Below are 23,597 nucleotides of genomic sequence, written 5' to 3'. Positions count from 1 at the left end.
GGCTTCAAGGCCAGTCCACTTCGGGGTGTTTAACCGCTCCACTGCGAACAGCGTATGACTGAACAGAAGTTGCCGCGATGAAAATGCGGCTCCTTGTCCGCGATGACGTCCGCCTTGACGTTGCTGAAGGTAGTGTCGGGCTTGTGCCGGATCCCATCATAAAACGCCTGGATGATGTCTTCTTTAAAATTCGGGGAGCGTGAAAACGCAGCGACGACGGCCTCGCGCTCGGCTGCGGAATATTGAGCGTAGGTGAGGCCAAGCACATCCATCTCCACGCCAGCGGTCACAAGCGCTACGACAGGATGCATGTGTTGCGGCACGCCCGGCGTGGTGTGGAGCGCAATCGCCGTCCACACCGTGTAGGCGTCTTCTTCGGGAACGCCATGTCTCCGCAGGAAATCACGGGCGGCATGGGCTCCATCGACCTCAAACCGTTCGTCCGGGCTGCTGTGGCTCGGCATCAGGCCGATGTCGTGAAACATCGCTCCTGCATAAAGTAATTCGCGGTCGAATTTGAGGCCGCGCTTGACGCCCGCCAGTGCGCCGAACTGGTACACGCGGCTGGAATGGTTGAAGAGCAATTCAGTTTCGGTGTCGCGAATATATTCGGTGATTGCGCGAGCTAACGCGCTGTCGGGAATTGCGGCTTCTTGAGTGACGGACGGCATATTTTCCTCCTGCTGGCTAACCTTGCGCAGACGGTAGGAGTATCGTGAAATGGCTTCAATTGTCGTAATACGTCGATTTCAGACAATTTAGGATCAGGGCGGCCACGGATGAAAGTGCGGTCGAAGACAATTGTGATGGTGGCGTTGCCGGGGGTCCAGCTTCTGGACGTATGCGGCCCGCTGGATGTGTTCGCGGAAGCCAATGCTCAGGTCGGGCGTGAGGAATACCGACTTGTCGTCGCCGCGATTGAACCGGGTCCGGTCCGTAGTTCGTCTGGCGTACGATTGGTGGCGGACCGCATTATCGGCGATGACGAAGATGGGGCGATCGACACGCTTCTCGTCGCTGGCCGTCCAAACGCGGCCGTTTGTCCGGTGGATGACGTAGTCGTCGCGTGGTTACGCAGGCGTGCGCCGACGGCGCGGCGATTTGGGTCGGTGTGTAGCGGCGCCTTCTTTCTTGCAGCAGCAGGTTTGCTGGACGGTAAGCGGGTCACGACTCATTGGGCCGTCGCGGAGGAACTGACGCGGCAGTTTCCCGACGTCATGGTGGATGCGGAGGCAATTCATGTAGCGGACGGGGCTCTCCGAACTGCGGCCGGAGTGACCGCCGGTCTGGATCTCGCGCTGTCGCTTGTCGAGGAGGATCTGGGCCACGAGGTAGCGAGGAAGGTGGCAAGCCAGCTTGTGATGTTCTTCAAGCGGCCGGGCGGGCAGATGCAGTTCAGCCGCAAGGGCGTCGCCGCGTTGCCCGGCCGCTCGGCCCTACAGGAACTGCAACGTTGGGTGGCGGCCAATCCGGGCTTGAACCACTCGGTCGCGAATCTTGCCGGGCGTATGGATCTGAGCACGCGTCATTTCTCAAGGTTATTTCGCAACGAGGTGGGCGTGACGCCGGCGTCGTGGGTCGAAGACGCTCGCGTGAGCGCCGCCCGGCGACGTCTGGAACTGGGGCTGGAGACGCCAAAGCAGGTCGCGGCGTCCTGTGGTTTTGCCGACGCCGATACGTTGCGCAGGGCGTTTGTCAGGCATGTCGGCGTGTCTCCAGCCGAATACAGAAAGAGGTTTTCGAAATTTAGCGTGTAAGCGATGAAGCTTTGTCGGGTAGTTCAGACTTAATTCGTAGAATTCGCGCCGAATCACCGACGCTTCGCTGAATAAATCATTGAGTGTGAGGACATACGGCGTCTTGAGCAGTCGAGCATTATTATGCGGCCAGAGGCGCCCGAACGGCCCGATATGACCATCGTTGCGTGGTGAGGGGAAAACTGCTGGCGATCGGCCATCGGGACGCCGTCTCTCGTCTCGTGCGTTGACGCGTTGCGGCATCGCCCGTAAAAGCCCGCGTTCCGATATCAGCGAAGCCCGAACAGGCGCAGCCTTTTTTGAGCGCCGGAGGCGCCGCTTGCCATGACCATGACATTTGCCGACCTCTCTCTGGCGGAGCCCGTGTTGCGCTCGCTGGCGCAGGAGGGTTACGTCAATCCGACGCCTATCCAGGCCCAGTCGATCCCGATGCTGCTCGAAGGGCGCGATCTGCTCGGCATGGCGCAGACGGGAACGGGCAAGACAGCGGCCTTTGCGTTGCCGTTGCTTCATCGTCTGGCGCAGTCCCCCCGCCCGGCCCCCGCCGGCGGCGCGCGCGTTCTCGTTCTCGCGCCGACACGCGAGCTTGTTTCGCAGATCGCCGATGGCTTCGAGAGCTTTGGCCGCCATCTTGATATCAGCGTGACGACGATTTTTGGCGGCGTCAGCCAGTTTCATCAGGTCAATGCGCTGAAAGATGGCGTGGACATCATTGTCGCCGCGCCGGGACGCCTGCTCGACCTGATCGAGCAAGGACTGTGCGATCTGTCGCAGCTTGAAGCGCTGGTTCTGGACGAGGCCGACCAGATGCTCGATATGGGCTTCGCCAAGCCGATAGAGCGTATTGTCGCAACGCTGCCGAAAGATCGTCACACGCTGCTGTTTTCGGCGACTATGCCGAAATCCATCGCCGCGTTGGCTGAGAGCCTGCTGCGCGATCCGGCGAAAGTCGAGATCGCTCCGCCGTCAACCACGGTGGACCGCATCGAGCAATCGGTCATGTTCCTCGACGCAGCCGACAAGAAAGACGCGCTGCTGACCCTGCTACGTACGCCGGGGATGGGGCAGGCGGTTGTCTTCACCTTGCAGAAGAACATCGCCAACGAGGTCTGCGCCTTCATTGTCGAAGCGGGCATTACTGCCGAGGCGCTGCATGGCAACAAGTCGCAGGGCCAGCGGGAACGCGCGCTCGACGCCTTCCGGTCCGGAGCCGCTCAGGTTCTGGTGGCGACGGACATCGCCGCGCGCGGTATCGACGTCGACACTGTGACGCATGTTTTCAACCACGATCTGCCGAGCCTGCCGGAAAGCTACGTGCATCGCATCGGGCGCACTGGCCGCGCTGGCCGCGCCGGTTTCGCCGTCACGCTGTGCGACGCTGAACAGCGCGCCTGGCTGCACGCCGTGGAGCGGGAAATTGGCCGCGCCCTGATCGTTCACGAAGACCACGAGTGGCATTCAGAAGACGCGCGAAATTCGACCATGCGTCCGCCTGTGTTGGGCGGGGGGCCGGTGAAGCAGATCAAGCCGCAGAAGACGCGTGAGCGTAAAGTGTGGACCGAAGAAGAAAAGCAGGCAGCCCGGATAGCGGCCGGAAAGGTTGTGGAAAACGCGTGATTGAGTCGATGGGCGGGGGACAGATTTTCGTTCGCCCGCCCATTCGCGAAATTGTGGGCCTTATCGTCCGAGCCAGAAAACGGGATGGCAGTTTCATAGAAGAACTAAAATACTCATTCTGCCGTCCCCGGTAGTGAAGCCAGTCCGTTATCGGACATCGGCGGGATGTAGTGCACGCCACAGCGAAGATAGAGAAAATATCTCACCGCACGAGACCATGGTTTTGGCGTATGCGGTTACGAGCGGCAGCTAATTAAGCTTAGCACTTCACTCAAAATTAAAATTAGATATTTCGTTAAATAAATAAAGATTTGTCATTTTCATAAGGGCGTCAACGGGATTGGGCTGTGATGAAAATTTGACAATAACCACCTCCGACTGGGGGTCGACGTAGAGCCATTGTCCATGAATGCCCAGTGTAAAAAATGCTCGATGAGCATTCCCGCTCTGATACCACTGATTGCGATAAGATCCGCCGGGAAGCCAGTCGGAAAAATTCCCCTTCCCCCAGGCTTGCGGATCTCCTCCTGATATCGTTTCGGTAACCCATACTGACGGTATGACCTGACGACCCAACGCCCTGCCTCCACAACGCATGGCTTCACCGATCCTCGCGAGGTCGCGCGGTGTCATAGAGATTCCGCCACCAGCGCGTGGCGTACCCTCTGCATCAACGGTTATCGAACCGGACTGGCGGAGACCAAGCGGGCGCCAGAGGCGTCTGGCGGCGAAATCGGGCAGGCGTTCTCCAGATGCCCGTTCCACTACCAGCCCAAGGACATCGGAGTTCGGCGAGCAATAGTGAAACGGGCCACCGTGCTCACTCGTTCCTTGCTTTAGCGACGCCAGAAATTCGATCACTGTCTCCCGGGGGTGGCCCTCCACCTGCGGATCGAGGAGGCCTGCCCTTCGGTAGCGGGCGAAATCGCCACGAGAGTCGCCATACTCTTCTGTAAAAGCGACGCTCGTGCGCATGTCGAGCACATGTTGAATTGAGGCGTTTCCAAAAGCTGAACGCTCCAGTTCCGGCACATAGGTCGCTACCGGTGTGTCGAGATCGATCAGTCCGTCGCCGACCAGAAGGCCGACCAAAAGACCTGTGATAGATTTACTTGAAGAAAACAGAATATGGCTGGTCTGAAGATCGAACTGCGGCGCGTGAAACTCAGCTATGAAGCGCCCCGACTTCATGACGACCAGGGCGTCCGTCCAGGTGCGGCGCAGCACATCAACCAGCAGTTCTGGCTCGCCTGCAAGTGTGACGGTCTTTTCAGTTAACGGATGGGGGGCAACCGCGGGGTCTTCCGGCTCCACCGAGTATGACCGAATTTCGGCAGTCGGTATAAATTCCGGGACATGACGAAACGCCCATACATTCCATGGAGAGTTTCTCCAGTTGTTTAACTGGACCTGATTTCTCATGAAACCATAGGCATCCGCGAATTGATTGGGCTGCGTCATATGGATTGCTCGTGCCGAAGATATTTATGTGGAGCGCCGGTCATTGCACATGCTGCAGGAAATTATGAAATCGCTCGCTAGGCGGCGACGATAATAAAGCAGCCGGTTCACCGTCATGAACCACGCGACCGTTCTCCATGAAAATGAGGCGTGAGCCAACTTGCCGGGCGAAATGCATCTCATGAGTAACGACCATCATGGTCATTCCTTCCATCGCAAGTGTTTGCATGACTTTCATGACTTCTTGCCGTAATTCGGGGTCCAGAGCAGACGTCGGTTCGTCGAACAGCATCAATCTGGGTTGCACGGCAAGCGCACGGGCAATTGCAACGCGTTGTTGCTGGCCTCCGGATAATTGAGATGGATAATGATTCTTTCTTTCAAAAAGTCCTACCTTGCCTAGTAGTGCTTTGGCAATTTCCTTCGCTTCGGACTTTGAGTATTTTTTGGCTCGGATTGGCCCAAACATAACATTCTGCAGCGCCGTAAGGTTGGGAAAGAGGTTGAACTGCTGAAAGACCATGCCCGCCTGACGTCTTATCTGGCGTATGTCGGCGGACGATCCCAGCACACTGAGCTCGTTCACTAACAAATCTCCGCCGCTAATTTTTTCGAGAGCATTGACGCAACGGAGCATCGTCGACTTTCCGGAGCCGGAAGGGCCGATAATAACGGCAACTTCTCCCGATTTGACCGAGAGTTCGACTGGTCGCAACACCACATGATCGCCAAATCTTTTCGTGGTTTGACGGAATTCAATCATTTCAGGGCAACCTCATCCGTCGTTCTAATACGCGCAATCCTAACGTAAATGCACTGATGACCACAAAATAGATGGCCGCGACTTCCGACCAGACTTCCACGGAGCGAAAATTTTCGGCCATTACTTCCTGACCGCGGCGCGTCAGCTCTCCGACTCCGATCACTATGAAAATAGAAGTGTCTTTTACAACATTAACGAGTTGGTTTCCCATTGCCGGCAACGAGCGTCGAAACGCAAGTGGCGCTATAATATGAGCAAGAACGGCGGGAAAAGAAAGGCCCATCGCCAGGCCAGCTTCCTGTATTCCGCCAGGAACACTATTAAGAGCTCCGCGTATAATCTCGGCGTTATAAGCTCCAGAGTTGATTATAATGGTAATGATGGCGGCGTCTATCGAACTGATGCGAATGCCCGCTATCAACGGTAACGCAAAAAATATGAACATGACCTGGACTACGATAGGCGTTCCTCTGATGAGCGCGACGTAAATATGTGCCAACACATTGGAGATTCGTCCTCCATACTCCAGTGCGACACCAGCCACGACGCCAGACACGATCCCTCCGGCCAACCCGGAGATTGCGATAAGAAGCGTAACCTGCAGTCCCTGCATCAAATCCGGAAAAGCAGATATCAGGACTGACCAGTCGAGATTCATTTTATATTTCCTGTAAAATTATCAAGATTATTCTTCGGTATGTCCAAACCATTTTTCGTTCAGAGCGGCGAGGCGGCCGTTTTTTTTCATAAACGCCAGTTGCGTGTTCGCTTGTGCGACAAGGGGGCTTCCCTTTGGAAAGCCTACACAGACATCGCGCCCCTCGAGGTCGGGCTTGATTACCCGTACTTTACCTTTTCCTCCGGTGTGGGCGTAATACATCAATACCGGCGTATCGTACACGACCGCATCGGTGCGCCCGGCTTCAAGGGCGAGCAACGCCTCGGTAATAGAGGGCATTTCAGCAATCGTCGCATTTTTGATGTTTTCTCTGATGTAGGCGGTTCCTATTGTTCCGGTCTCTGCGCCAATTGTTTTTCCGGTGAGATCCGATGCGGTGTGGATTGTCGTATTGTCGACGCGAGTCACGGCGATCAATCCGCTTTTGTAGTAGGATTCTGAAAAATCGATCACTTTTTGACGTGCGGGTTTTACGAAGAGTTGCGAGACGACAACATCGAGGCTTCTTGTCTGCAAAGCCGGAATCAGGACGTCAAATTCCATCTGTTGAGTTTTCCAGTTCCTTCCGATTCCGCTGGCAATTTCGCTCCAGACGTCGATATCGAAACCAGTGTAGGAACCTCTTTTTCTGAAGCAAAACGGGGGCCCCCCGGCATGTACTCCGACCATCAAGGGGGAGTCACCAGCCTTTGCGCCATGCGACGCCACCATAGCGGGCGCAGCCAGCAGGCCGAGCCGCAAAATTGAACGTCGGTTCATTTTCTCACTCGTTCAGAAAGTCAAAATTGGGTAGATTTTCCGAAAGTCGTATTTTTCGACTGTACTAATTTTTTGAATGCTGGATTGTAGCGAATTCTATCTTCCTCCAGCTATTTCCACTCGGCCGCTCAACCAGCAACCGGAGATTCCTGGATCACCAAGGGTGAAACGAATATCTATTTTTGAGGGTCGTTTCATCGCGCGACCCTGACGGATTGTGATGGGACGATCGGACGCATCGACCAGTTGATTCTCCAGAAGCCCAAAGGCCAGAGCCGAAGCCGCAATTCCCGTAGCGGCGTCTTCAGGATATCCGGAATTTTTCGGAAATTGCCTGGCGTCGTAAATTTGCCGGGCGCGATCATGTGGAGCGTATGGGTATAGTCCAGTCGAATCTATTCTTTCGCATAGACCTTCAACGCGTGTGAAATCAGGCTGCAGCGCGTCAAGAATGGCCGTGCTTTTCAGGGGGATTAACGTCTTGACCCGACTGGTTGCTGCGTTCTGAACGGGGAACGGCGCCAGGTCTTTTTTGGAGATCTGGAGAACATCGAGTATTTCCGCCTCGCTGTCGGCAGGGTTCGGCAATGCATCAATTTTGCCGAGAGGCTGCGTAATCTCAAATTGCGCTTCTGCTCCAACGCCCTCGGCAAGGCGTCCACAAACAATGCCGCTCTTCGTCCAGATTTTGGCCCGCTGTCGAGGCAATTTTCCGTCCTTATGCAGCAGCCAAAGCGCGCCGACGGTGACATGACCGCACATAGCCATTTCGTGATTAGGAACGAAATACCGAATTTCAAAGTCGCATAGAGAGCCAGGAGGGGGAGGCAATATGAACCCGCTTTCAAGGCCGAACTCTTTCGCGATGTTCTGCATCTCTGCGTCAGACAGGCTGGATGCGTCCATTGCTATGGGCGCGGGGTTGCCACCGCCGTGGCCGTCGGTAAATACGTTGACGATTTTCATAGAAATGCCCGACTTCATCGTCACACCCTATCAGATGGTTCGTATGGGCGGACAATAAACGGATCGGGAGTTTCTTTGCGTGTCCCGTCGGGCCGTATCTTATGCCCTATCGGGCCTTCGGCGTTCTGATTTCCGATGGAGAGCGGCCAGTGGTCCGGCGCATGGTCCGGGCCAGGGCGCCGCCGCTTTCAAAACCTACGCGAAGCGCTATCTCGCCGATCGACAGATCCGTGCCGGTTAAAAGTGTTTTAGCTTGCTTTAATCTCGCTCCTTGCTGATACGCCCCTATTGAAACGCCACTTTTTTCTCGAAACAGGCGTGTGAGGTGGCGGCGGGAAATCCCGAAACGTTGCCCCATTTCATCCAGAGGAAGGTTCCGATCAGCATGATTTACGATATATGACTTGAGATCGGCGACCAAAGCCGCCCCGTGATCGTGGCGAGCCGCATCAGGCGTCGCCATGCCTGTCATGACATCGGATATGCACTGCACCAGAAGCGCTGAGGCGATATCCAGACGAAGTGCTGATCCGCCGTATGCCCCCAGATCCTTGCGTATCGCGAGGTCTTGTAGAGCGCGCAGGGCGGCGCTGCGTTGGATGAGAATCGGTCTGTCCGCACGCCGGTAAAACTCCTGCAAAGAACCCATACGAGCATCGACCTTGCGTAACGCGTCTTCAGTAACGTACAGCGCTATATGGCGGTGAGACGCCAGCGCCGCTCGGGTCTGATGGCCGCGTCTGGAGGGGACCACCGCAAAGCATTCCTGAGACAGCCAGACGCCTTTGGAGCGACCTTCATGCTTCAGTTCAATGGCTCCCTGACTGGGGAGCATGAACATCACGCAATCGTGCCAATGCCACGGTTTCGCGTAATCGCCCGAACTGCTCAATGCTGCGAGTGTTTGATCGGCGGCGATTAAATTCTGTCTGTTCTGAGGACAGCTAACCGCTTCAAATGACCGCAGCATGACGTTCCTCCATGAGGTTCACTGCAGATTAGCGATAATTGCGATATATTTTCAAGAAATGTGATGGGATGCTTCTGCGACGCTTCATCCAGGTGAGGCGCCATGCCTGGGGTATGTTGCAGGTCAATGCGCAAATTTCGCGGACAGATATTTCCAGGAAAACCAAGACGCCATCATGAGGCGAAGTCGAAATGAACTACGTGATGTTTGATGCTCATGTAGAATTTGTTTTAATTTTGCAGTAATTATGAAAAATAATATGTAGTGTTGCTGTGATATTGATTGAAGGCCCTATTGTATGCGCGGAGTCCACGCTTAATTCCACTCTTTCCTAAGTGCCCGATAAAGTGGAACAGCCGCTACGAGCGCAATCAGAGAAACCAGCAGCAGAAACAGAACGCCGGAAATGTGTTCGGCATTTTCCGTGCCCTGCATGCCAATTGAAGTCTGGAATGCCTTAAACCACGGGCTCATGCACATATTATAGATAATACGCGTGACGAATGCGGTCCTGACCAGTGCGTTGGTTGCCAGAAGCGCGGCGGCGAGAGCAGCGCAGATCGATAAAGCAGCCGGTACGATTTTTCTCATAATCCGATATCTCGTGGCGTGGTTCTGTTTCAAAGAAAACGTAGAGAGCTCGCGCGCCAAGCGTAATTTAAAGGGGGTATGACGCGCTTTAGTTACGCCGAACGCTGGTTTCTGGGACCCGGGTTCGGTCGAGTGTCGGTATTTTATCGGTCACTTTTTGTAGAAAAGGAAAGAAATCAAAAATTCGATGTATATTTATTTATTGGGAAGAATTTTTCCCAATAAATAAATATTTACGGATCGAATAAATCTATGGTCTTACTTCAGTTTGTTGCATGTTGGCTTCTGGCGTGAAAGCATCACGTCAGAAGCCAACGGCGAGAAATCAGGCCTCAGCCGAAGCCGGGCGCATCTTCACGATACGGTCCGGATCGGTCACGACGCCGCCGCCGCCCGAGCCGCGCTTGATCTTGTCGACAAGATCCATGCCCTCGGTCACTTGTCCGACGATCGTGTACTGCCCGTCGAGGTGCGGGGAGGGCTCGAACATGATGAAGAACTGGCTGTTGGCGCTGTTAGGGTCCTGCGTGCGGGCCATGCCGACCGTGCCGCGCTCGAACTTCGCTGCGCGCGTGAACTCGGCCTTCAGATCCGGTAACTTGCTGCCGCCGCTGCCGGTTCCTGTCGGGTCGCCGCCCTGTGCCATGAAGCCGGAGATGACGCGATGGAACGCAACGTTGTCGTAGAACCCTTCCGCAGACAGCGTGCGCAGGCGCTCGGCCGCCAGCGGCGCGATGTCGGCGCGAAGCTGGATGACCACGCGGCCGGAAGCCAGGTCCAGGTTGAGCAGGTCGCTCTTGTCGATCTCGGACATGCGTAAATCCTTTGGTCAGGCCGGCTGTGAGGCTGGCTGGTGAGCCGATCCTTTTGCGCCCGGGCGGGCGGGGGATCGACGAACGCCTCCCCTTACGACGCCCTTGGGCAAACGTAAAATCATGGAGGGGTTTCGTGATTAGAAAATTGGCGCCGTGGCGCCGCGGTCAGCGCCCCAGTTGCGCCTTGATACGCCGTGCGGCGCCCTCGGGCGCGAAATCGGAGATATCGCCGCCGTAAAAGGCGATGTCGCGCACGAGGCTGGAGGAAATGGACTGCGTACGCTCGGACGCCATCAGGAAAACTGTCTCGATCTCCGGCGCCAGCTTGCGGTTGGCGCCCTGCATCTGGATTTCATAGTCAAAATCGCTCAGCAGCCGCAGCCCGCGAAAGATCAGCGAGGCGTTATAATCCCGCACCGCATGAACGAGCAGCTTGTCGAACCCGACCACCTCGATCTCCGAGCCAGTCTCCTGAATCAGGCGAGGAAGCTCATCGTTGATGCAGGCAATGCGCTCATCGCTCGACAGAAGCGGTTTCTTCCCGGCGTTCGTCGCCACGCCGATGACCAGTCGGTCAACGAGCCGCGCGGCGCGCTCGATCACGTCCAGATGCCCGAACGTAACCGGGTCGAACGTGCCGGGGTAGAACCCGATCCGTGGCGACGATTTAGGCATTTTCCGTTCCGTTTTCCTCGTCAGGAGCGGCGTCTCCACCCTCCGAGTCATCTTCCAGAACGGGGAACACGCTGGTGACCACCTCGGTTCCGTCAAGACGCAGAACTGTCACACCGCTGGCCTGACGCGACATGATCCGCACCTGATCCACCGGCACGCGGATCAGGCGACCCGCGTTGGTGACAAGCATGACGTCGGTGCCCGGCAGGACCGGCAGGGTCGCCACGACCTCGGACCCGCGCTTGCTGGACGAGAAGGTCATGTTGGAGATGCCCTGTCCGGCGCGGCCGCTGACGCGATAGTCGTAAGCGGAGGAGCGGCGGCCGAAACCGCCATCGCTGACTGTCAGCAGGATTTCCTCGCCTGCCTCAAGCTCAGCGAAGCGCTCCGGCGACAGGGTGGCGCCCGCCGTCGCGACTTCGTCTTCGGCCTCGGGCGCCGTCGCATCTTCGGCTTCGTCTTCTCCGGCGGCATTCTCGGCGCGACGTTTCGCTGCCGCGGCGCGGAGGTAAAGCTGACGCTCCTCAACCGTGGCGTCGACGTGGTTGAGCACGCAGAGGCTGTTCACCTCGTCGCCCTCGGCCAGCTTGATGCCGCGTACGCCCGAAGAATCGCGCCCGGCGAAGACGCGCAGTGTCTCGTCGGTGATCTGGAAGCGGATGCAGCGCGCCTTGCGGGTGGCGAGGAACACGTCCTGACCCTCGCGGCAGGTCGCGACGCCGATCAGACGATCGCCTTCATCCAGCTTCATGGCGATCAGGCCAGAGGCGCGGATGTTGCGGAAATCGCTCAGACGGTTGCGGCGAACGCCGCCGCTGGCCGTCCCGAACACGAGGTGCAGCGATTCCCACAGCTCCTCGTCCTGCGGCAGCGGCAGGACTGCCGTGATCGAGTCGTCGCCGAGATCGGGCAGCAGGTTGACCAGAGCGCGGCCCTTGGCGGTGGGGCTGGCCTCGGGCAGGCGCCACACCTTTTCGCGGTAGGCCTTGCCGCCAGAGGAGAAGAACAGCACCCATTGATGCGTGTGCGCGTTGAACGAACGGACCACGATATCGTCGCCGCGCCGTCCGGCTGCCGTGCGTCCACGTCCGCCACGGTTTTGTGCGCGGAACACCTCGAGCGGCGTACGCTTGATGAAGCCGTCGCGGGTGATGGTGACGACCATCAGCCCCGGTTCGATCAGGCTTTCGTCCGTCTGGTCGCCTTCGTAGTCGGTGATCTCGGTCATACGCGGCGTCGCGATTTCGGCGCGCGCGATGAGAATTTCCTCGCGCATCACTTCCATGCGGCGGATATGGCTGCCGATGATCGCCAGCAATTCGTTGATCTTGGCGGCGACCTCGGTCAGCTCGTTCTGGATCTTCTCGCGCTCGAGGCCGGTCAGGCGCTGCAGGCGCAGTTCAAGGATGCCGCGCGCCTGCGCTTCGGTCAGGCGGACCTGGCCGTCGATGACGACATTGCCCTCGTCATGGATCAGGGCGAGCAACGGCTCGACCTCGGCCGCATCCCATTGCGCAGCCATGAGGGATTCGCGCGCTGTGGCGGCGTCAGGCGCCGCGCGGATCAGCCTGATCACTTCGTCGATATTGGCGACGGCAATGACGAGACCGACGAGGATGTGCCCGCGATCACGCGCTTTGGCGAGATCGAAGCGGGCGCGACGCAGGATGACCTCTTCGCGGAAGGCGATGAACGCCGAAAGGACTTCGCGAAGACCCATCAGCTGCGGCTGGCCGCCATTAAGGGCCAGCATGTTCACGCCGAACGAGGTCTGGAGCTGCGTGAAGCGGTAGAGCTGGTTGAGCACGACTTCCGGCGTGGCTTCGCGCTTGATTTCGATGACTACGCGCATGCCCGAGCGGTCGGACTCGTCGCGAATGTCGGAAATGCCCTCGACCTGCTTCGAGCGCACGAGCTCCGCGATGCGCTCCTGCAACGTGGCCTTGTTGACCTGATATGGAATCTCCGTGACCACGATCGCCTTGCGGTCCTTGCGGATCTCCTCGACCTCGGCCTTGGCTCGGATGATGACGGAGCCGCGCCCGGTGGCGAAGGCGTTGCGGATGCCGGAACGCCCAAGGATAAGGCCGCCCGTCGGGAAGTCCGGTCCGGGGATGATTTTCATCAGCTCTTCGAGCGTGATGTCGGGGTTCTCGATCATCGCCAGCGTGGCGTCGATGACCTCGCCGGGATTATGCGTCGGGATGTTCGTCGCCATGCCGACCGCGATGCCCGTGGCGCCATTGATCAGCAGGTTGGGGAAGGAAGCCGGGAGAACCTTGGGCTCGTGTTCGGATTCGTCGTAGTTCGGCTGGAAATCGACCGTGTCGCGATCGATGTCGTCGAGCAGGAAGGAGGCCGCCTTGGCCAGACGCGCTTCGGTGTAACGCATGGCCGCAGGGCTGTCGCCGTCAACCGAACCGAAATTGCCCTGCCCGTCGATCAGCTTGACGCGCATCGACCAGTGCTGGGCCATGCGAACCATGGCGTCATAGATCGAGGCGTCGCCGTGGGGATGGTATTTACCCATGACGTCGCCGACGGCGCGGGCCGATTTACGGTAGGGCTTGTCGGCGGTGAAGCCGCTTTCGCGCATGGCGTAGAGGATGCGGCGGTGAACCGGTTTCAGGCCGTCGCGCACGTCCGGCAGGGCGCGGCTGACAATGACCGACATCGCGTAGGCGAGGTAGGAGGAGCGCATTTCCTCCTCGATCGTCACCGGAACGAGGTCCGAGGGCGGAATGGGCTGGTCGGGGGCGTCGGTCAAAGCGTTTCCGTCATGTCGTGGGCCGCGCAGCCCCCGGTGGAGGCGGGCGCGACAAATCTATTACAAAGCGGCGACACCCTAGCATATGCGAGTCAGGGCGGTAAGGCGTGGCGTGTCGGGGTTGCTTCGCCGTGCGTGACCCTGTTCTGCGCTCGCGCCCAAAGCGACGCTCTATTTTAGACGCTTGTGTGAATTTGCCTTTATGACGTCCGGGCGCCTTTGACCTCAGCCATCATGGCGCTCTGATAGAAATCGGAGCCGGAGTTGGCGGTCATCGAGTTTTTGCCGGGACCGGAGAGAGGCTGCATTCCATTCAGTCGCTTGGCGTAGTTTTCGGCAAGGGTCTTCCTTCCCTCGCCTGTGGTCCAGCGTTGTTCTTGCTTAACTTCAGATCGGACCATTCGCCTGTCCGCACGGCTTTCCACTCCCGCTTATCTTTCTCGCCAGTGGGGGAGTGGCGAACGGTCAGATGAAGTTGCGTGTCCTTTGTTGAATGTGACGTGGATGTCCGGGATATCGCCGCGGGCCAAGCTCGTCCCCTATAAGTTGGACATTCTCAGGATTTTGAACCGGCCATGAGCGGCGTCCTGCATCTACATCTCAAGATACGATTTATGCTCTTCGTTCAAAATTGCGCTGCTTTGCCTGGGTCCAGAAGATGCTTTGTTGATCGGATTTTGATCTGTTCTGCATGGTTGTCGCAGTACTAATTTACACGACAAAAAATATACAATTTGTCAGTGGCAATGAAATACATAAGTTCTCTCCTGAGGGTCTCGCCCGGTTTTTTCCGTGATTGGCCTATTCCGCGTAGGCGTAAGGGCCGCCGCGTTCCAGCGCCCGACGATAGGCTGGTCGGCTATGGATACGGTCAAGAAACGCCGCCACGAACGGCCTCTTCGGACCCGGCGTCGCGCGCGATGTCGCGGCTTCCAGGGGGAAGCTCATCTGTATGTCAGCCGCGCTGAACTGCTCTCCCGCGAACCAGGGATTACGGGACAGGGCGCTTTCCCAGAAATCCATATGAAGCCGAATTTGCGGGTCGATAAAGCTCCGGCTCGTCTTGTCGGCGATCATCCTGACCACAGGTTTGACAAGAAAGGGCGAGCGTCCGGGAAGCATGGAAAAGACCAGCTTCAGAAGCAGCGGCGTCATTGCAGAGCCTTCTGCGTAATACATCCAGTATGTGTAGCTGAGCCTTTCAGCTGTCCCTTCCGGCGGAACCAGGCGCCCGCCCCCATAGGCCGTCACGAGATAGTCGATGATTGCGCCGCTCTCCGCGACGGTTCTGTCGCCGTCCTGAATCACGGGCGCCTTGCCGAGCGGATGAATCTTTCTCAGTTCCGGCGGCGCCAGCAAAGACCCCTGCCGCTTGTAGGCCCTCAACTCGTAAGGAACGTCCAGCTCCTCCAGAAGCCACAGGATGCGCTGTGAGCGTGAGTTCTCAAGGTGGTGCACAATAATCATCGACGCTAGCTCCTTCCGGCCACAGGTTTCCGGGCGACGCCGGATTAGGCGTGAACGCGCCGGAGCGGCTGGCGGTGTGCAAAGATGTAAAGCGTCAAGGACAGTCGTACGGCGTCGGTCCCCGCGGGCGTCTGCGAAGCCTGTCGCCCGCTCAGTTGGCGCGTTTGGCGGCGGCCTTGACGGCGAGGTGAAGCTGCTTGTGCAGTTGCAGACCATGCGCCAGTCGCTCCGCGTCTTTGGGGAGCAGCGTGAAGCCCAGAGGCCCGTAAGCCGGATGCTGGAAGGCCAGAATCGAACCGCCGGATTCAACGTCCGGCTGCACGGCCCAGCTTGTGCGGCGCACCGGCGTAAACTTCGCGCCCTCGATGCTGGGGGTTACATCCCCTCCGAGCGTCTGGTTCACGGCGCCCAGCGCTGCGATGAGACTGGCCAGTTGCGCGCGGGACAGATTGAGTGAGAACGAGGCGTCGTCCGCCGTAAAGGCGACGGTCGCGTGGGTGCGATCATCGGATATGGCGATGTGAACATGCGGTTCCATAATGCTCGCCCTTGTTTCGCGTTGAATGCCGCACTCTTTCACGAAGACGTGCGCTCGCGCCATAGGTTGCGCCTGATTCTCAGGCCGCCGGTCTGCTTTCGGAGGTTTTCGGGCGTCCGGCGAGGCCGCCCGCCCAGACCCACCACGACCGCGCCTGCGTAAGAGCGCTCAACTGCGCCGCCGCCCGCCGCGCCGCCTCCGGCGTATCGAATATCCCAAAGCATGTCGCGCCCGAGCCGCTCATACGCGACAGCAGACATCCGGGGAGCGCGTTAATCGCGGAGAGCACATCGCGGATCGTCGGGCAAAGTGCACAGGCGGCCGCTTCCAGATCGTTATGCAGGCGCGCCAGATCGGTCGCCATTTCTGCTGCGCTGGCCCATGCGGCAGGCAATGCCGGAGCTTCGGAGAAACCGCCGTCGCGCGCGCGAAACACGGCGGGCGTCGAGACGCCGAGCCCGCAATTCACCAGAATCATGCCGCAATCAGGGAGCGCAGGCGCGGGATCAAGGCGCTCGCCAACGCCGCCCATTCGCGCGGAGCGCTGCGCGAGACAGACCGGCACGTCTGCGCCAAGCTTTTCCGCCAGTTCGAACAGACGTTCCTCGGACACGGCAACGTCCCATGCCTGTTGAAGCAGTCGCAACGCCGCTGCAGCGTCGGCCGAGCCGCCGCCGATTCCCGACGCCACGGGCAGCGTCTTTTCAAGAGTCAGACTGCCCGTCGGCGTGTGTCCGGCTTCGGCAGCCAGAAGGCGTGCGGCGCGCATAACAAGGTTGTCGTCGGTTGCGTCCGTCGAAAGCTCCGCGCCGAAGGGACCCTCGACAGACAGGGAAAGCGCGGCGGCGTCGGACGAAAAAAACAGCGTGTCGGCGGCTCCGGCGAACACGGCGAGGCTGTCCAGCAGGTGATAGCCGTCGTCCCTGCGTCCGGTCACATGCAGGTAGAGGTTGATTTTCGCGTGCGCGGTTTCGGTCAGGATCAAGAACTTCAGTCCGTTCTGGCGCCCGGGAAGGGGCGCGCGGCAAGGGAGGGCGTCCGCCCCGTGCGTCGATCATCGGGCTGCGCCGGATCGAGGCCTGCTCTAGCCCGAATGACGATTTCGTTCAAAAGCAGGCAGCGTCAGCCGCCGTTGGTCGCTGTCGAAGCCGCGGCGGGCGACGCAGGCGCGCCCGCGTCGCTGAGCGCCTTGCGGATCCGTTGCAGATCATCGGGTTCGGGCTTCAGGCCCAGAGCCACGTTCCACTGATCTATGGCTTCCGTCTTGCGGCCCAGACGCCAGTAAGCGACGCCAAGATGGTAATTCACCTCCGGGTCGAGCGGCGTTTGCTCCGCCGCATGCTCCAGAAGCGTCGCCCCCTCCTGCGTCTGGTGGTTCTCCAGCAACGCCCAGCCGAGGCTGTCCCGGATCGCGGCGTCATCGGGATCGAGCGACGCCGCGCGTTGCAGCATCGAGATCGCCTCGTCCTTGTGCAGGCCGCGCTGAACCCATCCGTAGCCGAGAAAATTCAGTATCAGCGGCTCGTCCGGCATCAGCTTGCGCGCCTCCTGGAGGTCTGCCTCGCTGCGGGTCCAGTCCCCGGCGCGCTCGTAGGCGGCGGCCCGCCCGAACAGCAACGTCCAGTCCGCGAGGTGCGCGGCCTTTGCGGAGGCGATGGCGCGGTCATAGGCGGCCGCCGATCCGGCCCAGTCTTTCTGTTCGAACAAAAGCATGGCCAGCGCGCGACAGATCAGGATTTGCCCCGGCTGGCCTTTTTCCAGATCCTCCAGTTCGCGGCGGGCGTCGACGGGATCGCCCAGCGCATCCTGCAACAGCGCCGTGCGATAGCGCGCCACCCGGATCAGCGGATCTGTCGGCTCCACGCCGCGCAGGACCTGTAGCGCGATATCCTTGTGATCACTGTTCTCCTCTACTTCGGACAGCATCAGCCGTGCGACGGAAAGGTGAGGATCGAGCGACAGCGCCATGCTCAACATCATGCCCGCCGCCGCGTCGATCTGTTTTTCCGCGTCGGCCTGACCGACGTGGGCGGCCTGCTGGCGTAACACATAAGCCCCCATCACATATGCGTAGGCTGCGCCTTCGGGGATGGTCGTCACCGGCGGAGCTGTGATGGCTTCCTGCAGATCTGCGCTGGCGAGGGCGAGTGGCGTGGGGGCGTCGGTCAGGCGACGCAGAAGCGCGCGTCCTTCCAGTCCGTGTCCATCCTGCCAGAGCAGGTTGGCGCGTGCGCGAGCCAGCAGGAGGTCGTCGCCTGTCGTTTGCGTTGTCGCCTGTCGGAAAAGTTGTTCTGCGCGGGCTTTGTCACCAGCGATGGAGGCGATGAGGCCAGCGTGGATGACATAGAATGGGGTCATCGGCGAGGCGGCGCGTCCCGGTCCCGCCAGCAATTGAATCGCTGCGTCCGCCTTGCCGACTCCGGCGAGGCTCCATGCGTGGAGAAACGGTTCTAGCAACCGTGTAAGGGCGTCTTTTGGCATCGTCGCGAAGGTCTCGGCTGCGGCGCGCCAGTCCTGCTTCAGGATTGCGCTGTTTCCCAGCACGAAGGCGGTGACGATCGTCCGTTCCTCCGGGTGTCCGGACATCGCGCGAGCAAGCGCTGGCGCGTCGGGCGTTCCCGCGAGAGCGCTCTGGATGAACGCCTGACGCGTCAAAGCCGCATCACGCGGATCGACGGCGAGCGCCGCGGCGAAACGTCGTGCGGCTTCCGCGTGATCGTCCAGCCGCGCGGCCTGCAGGGCGACAAGGTAGTCGGACGAGTCGACGGGGGAGAGGGTGGTGGCGCCGGACGGGGGCGCGGCTGGCGCCGTGTGGGCCGGAGGGCGATGGACGTCTGCCGCGTGCGCTACGTTTGCGCCTCCTGAAATGTCTACGCCGAGTCCGCCCCACAGGATTGGCGTCAGGAGAGCGAGGAGCGGGGCCGGACGAGGGGGCATGGCGTTCTTGTACTCTTGTATGAAGACTGAAGCGTCAGGGCGCCGGGAGAATGAGGCGCCGCGTGGCATTGCGCCTTATGGCTTTAAGGCATTGCGTCCGGGACGTCAGGGCACGTGGGGGATTCTCTTCACGGCTCTGCGTTCGCATGTCGTCATCGTCCTGCGGGGATGTCCCGGTTGACAGGCCCGGTCGGCCGTCCCGCTCTCATGCTGTAATATGGGAGCGGGATCGAAGGCGTGCGAAGCGGTTGGGGCGCACGGAAGGCCGCATTGGGCCGGGCGGACAGCATCTGAGCAAGGCGATCTGGCGATGATGGGAATCTCCAGGCTGCGGCCCGCGTGGCGGGATTTCGTCAATACGTGTAACTCGACGAAGGGGTTGCGCCAAATCATGATGTGGCCGCGGCAGGAGGTGGCTATGGGGCGTCGGAACGGAAGCATGGCGGTTCAGCACGGCCGTTTATCAGTTCTGGCTGAAATGTCTGATCGAGCCAGGTGGGGCGTTTGATGGAACGCGAAATTGCTCAGGCCCCGTCGCGCGGCGACATCGCGGCGCTTATGCGCATGCAGATGGAATGGGGGGTCGATGCGATCCTCGACGATGCGCCGCACGATCGTTTCGCGAACTCGGCTCGTAACGCCCTCAAGCCTCCGGCGGAGGCCGCCGAGGCGCGGGAGCCGACTGCGTCGGCTGGCGCCGGGCAGGTGGGGCGTCAACCTGTTGGCGGGGCTCAGACGACAGCTGCTTCTGTCCGGCCATTGGTGCGTAGTACGGCCGCGACTGGCGCCGAACCCGCTCTTCCGGACGTCGCCGCGTTGCTCGGACTTGCGTCGGTCGAGGCGCTGGCGACGGCGATAGAGAGCTTCGACGGATGCACGTTGCGGACGACCGCCACCCACACCGTGTTGCCCTGCGGGCCGGTTGGCGCGCGCGTGATGGTGATTGGCGACGCGCCCGATGCGGATGAGGACCGCAGCGGGACGCCGTTTTCGGGAGCGGCCGGCGCCCTGTTCGACCGGATGCTGTCGAGCATCGGCCTGCGTCGGGAAGAGGTGGCGTTGGCTCCGTCGATTCCGTGGCGCCCGCCCGGTGGTCGTCCGCCTTCGCGCGCGGAAAGCCTGGCGTGTCGACCGCTGCTGCTGCGGGCGATCGGCCTCTACCAACCCGAGCGCCTGCTGCTGTGCGGCGGGCTCGCGACCCGGATGATTCTGGGCGAGGACGCGAACCCAGGCAGGTTGCGAGGGCGGTGGAGAATGAGCGGCTGGGGCGAGGAATGGGGGCCGAAGCGCCCTGCGCTACCGATCCGACACCCGCTCCAGTTGCGCGTGGGTTCTTCCGCTCGTCGGGAGATATGGAACGATTTACTGTTATTGTCTGTTACTCTTGATGAACTGCGGTGAAATAAAGGCGTCATCGCCAAATATTTGTTTAAATGTGTCAGGAATACGATTTTTATCATTGCTCGTTGTGATCGAAGTAATATCCTGAATTCAATGCTTTAGGCGTGGATACGTAGGCCGTATTGGTGAGCGGATCAGCGAAAGCTTGCTTTCGCGATCGGGAACTTATAAACCCCGCCGGACTATGCGAGTCATCGGACAGTTCTCCCAAAATGTAGCCGTGCGCGTTCTGCTCGCGGGCGCAGCCTTGTTGACCGGAGCGTCAGCCACAGCGAGGGCTTCCGCCCCCGGCTCGGGCGGCGGCGCCGACGGTGCGGCTGACGCCGAAAGCGGGGCGCGGCTCGCACGTTCCGGCGAACAGTACGCCATGGCGATCCCCCGTTTCGCAGCGCACGGCGGCGACGATGCCGTGGCGCTCCCACGGCCGCTTTCTTCCGACATTGCGACACTGGTGCGGTCGATATTTCGACTCCAGCGGCAGGGCGCATTTTCCGATGCTCTGGCGGCCACGACCCGACTGACCGATTCGACTCTGCTCGGCGACATACTGGCCGAGCGCTATCTCAATCCCGCGTATCACCCCACGGCTCTGGAGCTGAGGCAGTGGCTCCACGCCAACGCCGACATGGCGGACGCTCCGGCGGTGTTTGCGCGGCTGTCCTCCATGCCCGATCACGGCGCCCTGCCGTCCCAACCGTCGTCAGCCATGCTGGGCGGCGTCGGCGGCGTGAATCGTGACGATCCTTTCGACCGGGCCTTCACCCGTAATCCGCTGCTGGACCGGACTGTGGTGGAGCGCGCGACGCAAGGCGTCAAGGGCGCTCGTAGCGCTATTCACCTGGTCTCGATAACGCCCGGCATGACTGCGCCGTACGCCGCGCAGCTTGGCGGTGAGGTCGCGCAGCTCCTGCTGAGTCAGGGGCATGGCGCGGAGGCGCTGGAGATGGCGACCGACGCGTTCGTGCGCGGCGACGGAAAGGTCGGTTTTCCGGCCTATGTCGCCGGTCTCGCCGCCTGGGCGCTCGACCGCAAGGCTGACGCCGCACCGTTCTTCGAAACGGCGTCGCGGGCGCCGCTTGCGACGCCGGAACTGAAATCGGCCGCCGCGTTCTGGGCGGCCCGCACGCATCGCGAACTCGGGGAAGACAGCGCATTTCGTCCATGGTTGCAACGCGCCCTGACGGCGCCGAATAGCCTGTATGGCCTGCTCGCGCGCCGGATGCTCGATCGCGCGCCGCGCCATTCGTCTGGCGGCGGCGTGACGAACGCGGCGCTGGAAACCCCCGTGGACGACGCTCCGGTGCGGCCCGTATTGACCGAAATCGACGTGGAGGCCGTCGCCGCCACCCCCATTGGCAAGCGCGTCTTTGCGCTGTTGCAGGTGGGCGAGCAGGAACGCGCGGAGAACGCTTTCCGTCGCTACTGGACGAATGTGCTACACGATACGGCTCTGGCGCGCTCCATGCGGCTGGTGGCCGAGGCTGCTGGACTGAATGACCTCGCGCTCGAGATGGAGGACTCTATCCAGAGTCTGACGCAGGCCGCCGATCAGGAAGCGCCCAATCTGCCGCTGCCGTCGCTGCATCCTCGGCACGGGTTCACAGTCGATCCGGCGCTCGTTTATGCGCTGACCCGTCTGGAATCGAATTTCAAGCCTGGCGCAGTATCCGGCGCCGGGGCGCATGGGCTGATGCAGTTGCAGCCGGTGACGGCCGGTTTCGTCACAGGCGACGCCGCGCGCTTTACTGCGGCGCCGGAGGCTCTGCACGATCCGGGGCTGAATCTCGAGATCGGGCAGACTTATGTCCGCTACCTTGCTCATCTGACGGCGTCGAACGCCGCCTCATCGCCGGATGGCGGGGATCTTATTCGCCTGCTGGCCAGCTACAACGCCGGTCCTGGCGCGATCGGCCGTTGGGAGGCGTCTAGCGGCGCCGCGACCGATCCTCTCCTTTACATGGAGCGCCTGCCGAATCCCGAGACCCGGGTCTACGTGTCGCGCGCGCTGTCGTATCTCTGGATTTACGCTGACCGTATGAACCTGCCAACGCCTTCGCTGGAGGCTCTGGTGCGTGGCGAGTGGCCTGCGTTTGCGGCCGAGCAGACGCTCGCCACGGCGCGGGGGCGCGCGCATCTGATTCACTGATCAGGCGACTTCTCGTCGATCAAGGGTTGCCCTGACCCCGGTGAGCATGTACAAGCCGCCCCGTTGGTGAGAGCCGGTAGCTCAGTCGGTAGAGCATTCGACTTTCAATGGGAGCGCGGTCGGGAAACCGGTCGTGGAACAGGCCTTAAATTCGGTGAACGCTCTGGCTCACGCCGTGCCGATACCGAGCCAAGCAAGTCGGCTACGACTTGAAGGTGTAGAGACTTGACAGGGCCCGCCTAAAGACTTCGGTCCATGGCGAAGATAAAGTCCAGACCACGAACCTTTACGGGCGGCGAAAGCCGAAGTGGTACGTAATCGAATGGTCGAGGGTTCGAGTCCCTCCCGGCTCACCAATACCCCCCAAAATTGACTGCTTTCTGTTCTCGGCTGGAAACGTATCTGGCTCTCACTTCGCGCGCCGGTTCCATCAGCTATCTCCGGGCGTGCGGCCAATCATTTTAAAAGCCCCCTAGATCGACGCCAGATATCCGCCATCGACAGGCAGGCACTGCCCGGTGATATAGGACGCCGCGTCGGAGGACAGGAAAACCGCCGCTCCGACAAGGTCGTCGACTGCGCCAAAACGTCCGAGGGGAATCTTGGCCTGCATCGATTCGACCCACGTCGAATTTTCGTAAAACTCTTTCGTCATGTCTGTGTGAAAATAACCGGGAGCGATCGCGTTGACCCGAATGCCGAGAGGCGCCCATTCGGCGGCCAGAGCGCGGGTCATTCCAAGTATTCCTGATTTGGACGATCCGTAGGGCGTCGCCGTGGGCACGCCGACATAAGAGGTCAGGGAGGCCAGATTGATGATCGCGCCGCGTTTGCGCCCGGCCATGCGAGTGGCGGCGGCTTGGGCGACGAAAAACGCTCCTTTCAGGTTGGTGTCGATAATTCTGTCCCAGAGCTCTTCTTCGATATCGAGAGAGGGGCAAACGTCTTCAACGCCTGCGTTGTTGATCAGTACGTCGATCTGGCCGATGGCGGCGAACGCTGATCGAATGCCCGCTACGTTCGTCTGATCGAGCGCGATCTGTTCGACCGAACCCCCCAATGCTGAAATTTCACGGGCGGTTTCGGCAAGTGAATCGATTTTGCGAGCCGCGATGACGACGTGGCATTCCGCCTGGGCGAAGCCTAGAGCGAGCGCCCGGCCAATTCCGCGGCTGGCGCCCGTGATCAGGACGCAACGGTCTTTCAGAGAAAACCGTTGCCATAGCAGAGGCTCGTCGCGATTCATTGTTTGTCCTTGATGGCTGGTTTTCGCTCTCTTCTCTGTATA

21 protein-coding genes are annotated in these 23,597 nt (G+C 60.1%); 4 read left to right on the top strand and 17 right to left on the bottom strand.

Annotated features, from left to right (window positions below):
* Nucleotides 1-29 precede the first annotated feature (29 nt).
* Nucleotides 30-671: an HD domain-containing protein gene (locus tag G442_RS0111290; RefSeq protein WP_026398084.1), complete on the bottom strand. Its 642-nt coding sequence runs from the start codon at nt 669-671 to the stop codon at nt 30-32.
* A gap of 108 nt (nt 672-779) precedes the next feature.
* Here G442_RS0111290 and G442_RS0111285 point away from each other — a divergent pair, with 108 nt between their 5' ends.
* Nucleotides 780-1,757 (top strand): GlxA family transcriptional regulator, encoded by a 978-nt coding sequence (locus G442_RS0111285; protein WP_026398083.1) that lies wholly within the window; start codon nt 780-782, stop codon nt 1,755-1,757.
* 324 nt (nt 1,758-2,081) lie between these two features.
* Complete coding sequence (locus G442_RS0111280) at nt 2,082-3,374, top strand: DEAD/DEAH box helicase (RefSeq protein WP_026398082.1); 1,293 nt, start codon at nt 2,082-2,084, stop codon at nt 3,372-3,374.
* 267 nt (nt 3,375-3,641) lie between these two features.
* Here the strand turns inward: G442_RS0111280 and G442_RS0111275 are convergent, their stop codons facing one another.
* The 15 genes from G442_RS0111275 to G442_RS21980 form a co-directional block, all read right to left on the bottom strand.
* The gene (locus tag G442_RS0111275; protein WP_026398081.1) at nt 3,642-4,835 is read right to left on the bottom strand and encodes a serine hydrolase domain-containing protein; all 1,194 of its coding nucleotides are present in this window, start codon (nt 4,833-4,835) and stop codon (nt 3,642-3,644) included.
* 40 nt (nt 4,836-4,875) lie between these two features.
* On the bottom strand, nt 4,876-5,598 hold the full coding sequence (gene glnQ / locus G442_RS0111270; RefSeq protein ID WP_026398080.1) for a glutamine ABC transporter ATP-binding protein GlnQ: 723 nt from the start codon (nt 5,596-5,598) through the stop codon (nt 4,876-4,878).
* Between the two features lies 1 nt (nt 5,599).
* On the bottom strand, nt 5,600-6,256 hold the full coding sequence (locus G442_RS0111265) for an ABC transporter permease subunit (RefSeq protein WP_026398079.1): 657 nt from the start codon (nt 6,254-6,256) through the stop codon (nt 5,600-5,602).
* 27 nt (nt 6,257-6,283) lie between these two features.
* Complete coding sequence (locus G442_RS0111260) at nt 6,284-7,036, bottom strand: transporter substrate-binding domain-containing protein (RefSeq protein WP_026398078.1); 753 nt, start codon at nt 7,034-7,036, stop codon at nt 6,284-6,286.
* Nucleotides 7,037-7,132: 96 nt separating this feature from the next.
* Nucleotides 7,133-8,002, bottom strand: coding sequence for a PhzF family phenazine biosynthesis protein (locus G442_RS0111255; RefSeq protein ID WP_211229142.1), 870 nt, complete (start codon nt 8,000-8,002; stop codon nt 7,133-7,135).
* A gap of 106 nt (nt 8,003-8,108) precedes the next feature.
* Complete coding sequence (locus tag G442_RS0111250; protein WP_161628361.1) at nt 8,109-8,894, bottom strand: helix-turn-helix domain-containing protein; 786 nt, start codon at nt 8,892-8,894, stop codon at nt 8,109-8,111.
* Nucleotides 8,895-9,287: 393 nt separating this feature from the next.
* A complete protein-coding gene (locus tag G442_RS0111245) occupies nt 9,288-9,563 on the bottom strand; it encodes a hypothetical protein (RefSeq protein WP_026398075.1) in 276 nt (91 codons plus the stop codon).
* A 325-nt stretch (nt 9,564-9,888) separates the two neighbouring features.
* Nucleotides 9,889-10,377, bottom strand: coding sequence for a peptidylprolyl isomerase (locus G442_RS0111240; protein WP_026398074.1), 489 nt, complete (start codon nt 10,375-10,377; stop codon nt 9,889-9,891).
* Nucleotides 10,378-10,543: 166 nt separating this feature from the next.
* A complete protein-coding gene (coaD, locus tag G442_RS0111235; protein ID WP_026398073.1) occupies nt 10,544-11,053 on the bottom strand; it encodes a pantetheine-phosphate adenylyltransferase in 510 nt (169 codons plus the stop codon).
* Nucleotides 11,046-13,820, bottom strand: a complete 2,775-nt coding sequence (gene gyrA, locus G442_RS0111230; RefSeq protein ID WP_026398072.1) for a DNA gyrase subunit A — start codon at nt 13,818-13,820, stop codon at nt 11,046-11,048. The genes coaD and gyrA overlap by 8 nt, the downstream gene beginning before the upstream one ends.
* A gap of 200 nt (nt 13,821-14,020) precedes the next feature.
* Nucleotides 14,021-14,221 carry a hypothetical protein gene (locus G442_RS25565; RefSeq protein ID WP_026398071.1) on the bottom strand — a complete coding sequence of 67 codons (201 nt, stop codon included), beginning with the start codon at nt 14,219-14,221 and terminating at the stop codon, nt 14,021-14,023.
* A 400-nt stretch (nt 14,222-14,621) separates the two neighbouring features.
* Complete coding sequence (locus G442_RS0111220) at nt 14,622-15,287, bottom strand: glutathione S-transferase (RefSeq protein WP_026398070.1); 666 nt, start codon at nt 15,285-15,287, stop codon at nt 14,622-14,624.
* Between the two features lie 151 nt (nt 15,288-15,438).
* A complete protein-coding gene (locus tag G442_RS0111215; RefSeq protein ID WP_035376547.1) occupies nt 15,439-15,825 on the bottom strand; it encodes a hypothetical protein in 387 nt (128 codons plus the stop codon).
* 79 nt (nt 15,826-15,904) lie between these two features.
* Complete coding sequence (locus G442_RS0111210) at nt 15,905-16,810, bottom strand: 4-(cytidine 5'-diphospho)-2-C-methyl-D-erythritol kinase (protein WP_026398068.1); 906 nt, start codon at nt 16,808-16,810, stop codon at nt 15,905-15,907.
* 137 nt (nt 16,811-16,947) lie between these two features.
* Nucleotides 16,948-18,762: a tetratricopeptide repeat protein gene (locus G442_RS21980; RefSeq protein WP_051292224.1), complete on the bottom strand. Its 1,815-nt coding sequence runs from the start codon at nt 18,760-18,762 to the stop codon at nt 16,948-16,950.
* A gap of 507 nt (nt 18,763-19,269) precedes the next feature.
* On the opposite strand from G442_RS21980, the gene G442_RS0111190 reads away from it, so the two are divergent.
* Together G442_RS0111190 and G442_RS0111185 are read left to right on the top strand one after the other, a co-directional pair.
* Nucleotides 19,270-20,163: a uracil-DNA glycosylase gene (locus G442_RS0111190; RefSeq protein WP_035376538.1), complete on the top strand. Its 894-nt coding sequence runs from the start codon at nt 19,270-19,272 to the stop codon at nt 20,161-20,163.
* Nucleotides 20,164-20,347: 184 nt separating this feature from the next.
* Nucleotides 20,348-22,309 (top strand): transglycosylase SLT domain-containing protein, encoded by a 1,962-nt coding sequence (locus G442_RS0111185; protein WP_026398064.1) that lies wholly within the window; start codon nt 20,348-20,350, stop codon nt 22,307-22,309.
* Between the two features lie 472 nt (nt 22,310-22,781).
* Here the strand turns inward: G442_RS0111185 and G442_RS0111180 are convergent, their stop codons facing one another.
* The gene (locus G442_RS0111180; RefSeq protein WP_035376537.1) at nt 22,782-23,555 is read right to left on the bottom strand and encodes an SDR family NAD(P)-dependent oxidoreductase; all 774 of its coding nucleotides are present in this window, start codon (nt 23,553-23,555) and stop codon (nt 22,782-22,784) included.
* Nucleotides 23,556-23,597 lie beyond the last annotated feature (42 nt).

This window comes from Acetobacter nitrogenifigens DSM 23921 = NBRC 105050 (assembly GCF_000429165.1).
Taxonomy (GTDB): domain Bacteria; phylum Pseudomonadota; class Alphaproteobacteria; order Acetobacterales; family Acetobacteraceae; genus Acetobacter; species Acetobacter nitrogenifigens.
Note: the sequence above shows the minus strand (reverse complement) of the source record. Positions and strands in the feature narration are given on the sequence as shown.

What these genes read in the sequence shown, in the direction of transcription:
- G442_RS0111290 (WP_026398084.1), bottom strand. Translation starts at nt 671, where the DNA reads ATGCCGTCCGTCACTCAAGAAGCCGCAATTCCCGACAGCGCGTTAGCT.
- G442_RS0111285 (WP_026398083.1), top strand. Translation starts at nt 780, where the DNA reads ATGAAAGTGCGGTCGAAGACAATTGTGATGGTGGCGTTGCCGGGGGTC.
- G442_RS0111280 (WP_026398082.1), top strand. Translation starts at nt 2,082, where the DNA reads ATGACCATGACATTTGCCGACCTCTCTCTGGCGGAGCCCGTGTTGCGC.
- G442_RS0111275 (WP_026398081.1), bottom strand. Translation starts at nt 4,835, where the DNA reads ATGACGCAGCCCAATCAATTCGCGGATGCCTATGGTTTCATGAGAAAT.
- glnQ (WP_026398080.1), bottom strand. Translation starts at nt 5,598, where the DNA reads ATGATTGAATTCCGTCAAACCACGAAAAGATTTGGCGATCATGTGGTG.
- G442_RS0111265 (WP_026398079.1), bottom strand. Translation starts at nt 6,256, where the DNA reads ATGAATCTCGACTGGTCAGTCCTGATATCTGCTTTTCCGGATTTGATG.
- G442_RS0111260 (WP_026398078.1), bottom strand. Translation starts at nt 7,036, where the DNA reads ATGAACCGACGTTCAATTTTGCGGCTCGGCCTGCTGGCTGCGCCCGCT.
- G442_RS0111255 (WP_211229142.1), bottom strand. Translation starts at nt 8,002, where the DNA reads ATGAAAATCGTCAACGTATTTACCGACGGCCACGGCGGTGGCAACCCC.
- G442_RS0111245 (WP_026398075.1), bottom strand. Translation starts at nt 9,563, where the DNA reads ATGAGAAAAATCGTACCGGCTGCTTTATCGATCTGCGCTGCTCTCGCC.
- G442_RS0111240 (WP_026398074.1), bottom strand. Translation starts at nt 10,377, where the DNA reads ATGTCCGAGATCGACAAGAGCGACCTGCTCAACCTGGACCTGGCTTCC.
- coaD (WP_026398073.1), bottom strand. Translation starts at nt 11,053, where the DNA reads ATGCCTAAATCGTCGCCACGGATCGGGTTCTACCCCGGCACGTTCGAC.
- G442_RS25565 (WP_026398071.1), bottom strand. Translation starts at nt 14,221, where the DNA reads ATGGTCCGATCTGAAGTTAAGCAAGAACAACGCTGGACCACAGGCGAG.
- G442_RS0111220 (WP_026398070.1), bottom strand. Translation starts at nt 15,287, where the DNA reads ATGATTATTGTGCACCACCTTGAGAACTCACGCTCACAGCGCATCCTG.
- G442_RS0111215 (WP_035376547.1), bottom strand. Translation starts at nt 15,825, where the DNA reads ATGGAACCGCATGTTCACATCGCCATATCCGATGATCGCACCCACGCG.
- G442_RS21980 (WP_051292224.1), bottom strand. Translation starts at nt 18,762, where the DNA reads ATGCCCCCTCGTCCGGCCCCGCTCCTCGCTCTCCTGACGCCAATCCTG.
- G442_RS0111190 (WP_035376538.1), top strand. Translation starts at nt 19,270, where the DNA reads ATGGAACGCGAAATTGCTCAGGCCCCGTCGCGCGGCGACATCGCGGCG.
- G442_RS0111185 (WP_026398064.1), top strand. Translation starts at nt 20,348, where the DNA reads ATGCGAGTCATCGGACAGTTCTCCCAAAATGTAGCCGTGCGCGTTCTG.
- G442_RS0111180 (WP_035376537.1), bottom strand. Translation starts at nt 23,555, where the DNA reads ATGAATCGCGACGAGCCTCTGCTATGGCAACGGTTTTCTCTGAAAGAC.